Source organism: Nostocoides japonicum T1-X7 (assembly GCF_001046855.1).
In the GTDB taxonomy this organism is placed as follows: Bacteria; Actinomycetota; Actinomycetes; order Actinomycetales; family Dermatophilaceae; genus Nostocoides; species Nostocoides japonicum.
In genome coordinates this window covers 4,793,124-4,794,434 of record NZ_HF570958.1, presented here as the reverse complement: position 1 = coordinate 4,794,434, position 1,311 = coordinate 4,793,124, and the positions used below count along the sequence as shown (strand labels likewise).

Genomic DNA, 1,311 nt, shown 5'->3' with positions numbered 1-1,311 from the left:
GGGGGGAGGGGTGGGGGAGGAGTGGAGGCGGGGTCGGAGCGCGAGAACGGTCGTTTTGGAAGGCGCGACGCCTCGCTGGTAGATTTGCGCCTCGCGTGCGCGCCCAGGTCGTGCGCGCACGAAGCACCACCCAGCGCGTCGCAACCACGGGTGCCCCACGCCCGGTCCCGCGTCGCGTCTGCCGCCCTCTAACGGCACATCAACCGACCCAAGGAAGCACACACGTGGCAAACATCAAGTCCCAGCTCAAGCGGATCAAGACCAACCGGACGGCGACCGAGCGCAACAAGGCCGTGAAGTCGGAGGTCAAGACGTGGATCCGCAAGTTCCGCGAGGCCGCGGACGCCGGCAACGTCGAGGAGGCGCGCGAAGCCCTGCGGACCGCGTCGACCAAGCTCGACAAGGCCGTGAGCAAGGGCGTCATCCACCAGAACCAGGCCGCGAACAAGAAGTCGGCCATGGCCAAGCGGGCCGCCACGCTCTGACGCGGACGCCCGGCGACGAGGCCCCCCACCTGCCTGGTGGGGGGCCTCGCCGCATCCGTGAGGCCCTCGCGCTCAGCCGACGGCGAGCGCCTTGAGCCGGGACAGGCTCCCGTTGAAGGAGTCCTGGTCGATGGGGGAGTCGGTGTACTGCCAGAAGGTCCGGTAGACCCAGCCCGTCGGCAGGGTGCCGGGGGTCGCGGCATACCGGGCGATCCACAGCGGGTTGGTGCTGGAGAACTGGCTCGTGTTGCCGGTGCACTGCGTCCACCAGTCGGTCGTCGAGTAGATGACCGCGTCGCGCCCGGTCCGCGCCTTGTAGCGGCTCGTGAACGAGGCGATCCAGCTGCGCATCGCACTCTGGGACAGGCCGTAGCACGTCGCGCCGTAGGGGTTGTACTCGATGTCGAGAGCGCCCGGCAGGGTCCGGCCGTCGCGGGACCACGCCCCACCGTGGCTCACGAAATAGTCGGCCTGCGTCGAGCCGGCGGACCGGTCGGGGAGCGCGAAGTGGTAGGCGCCGCGGTACATCCCCACCTTGCCGGAGCCCGTGAACTGCTGGGAGTAGTACGGATTGGTGTAGCCGGTGCCCTCGGTCGCCTTGACGTAGGCGAACCTCTTGCCCTTGCTCCACCACGACGACCACGCGACGTTGCCCTGCCAGCTCGACACGTCGATGCCGGGCGTCTGGGTCACGCCGGCCTTCGCGGACAGCGCGGGCTCGGCCGCGGTTGCGCTCGCCGGCTCTGCTGCGGGCGCGGCCCCCGCAGTGCCCGTATGCCGGATCGACCACCCCATGTAGGCGCCGCCGGCCGTCGTGATGCCGGCG

At 70.2% G+C, this 1,311-nt stretch carries 2 protein-coding genes; one reads left to right on the top strand and one right to left on the bottom strand.

Annotated elements, in window-relative coordinates:
* Positions 1-224 precede the first annotated feature (224 nt).
* Positions 225-485, top strand: coding sequence for a 30S ribosomal protein S20 (rpsT, locus tag BN12_RS21785; RefSeq protein WP_048555636.1), 261 nt, complete (start codon positions 225-227; stop codon positions 483-485).
* 72 nt (positions 486-557) lie between these two features.
* Here the strand turns inward: rpsT and BN12_RS21780 are convergent.
* Positions 558-1,311 (bottom strand): lysozyme (locus BN12_RS21780; protein ID WP_327152688.1); only part of this gene is annotated, 754 nt, incomplete at its 5' end.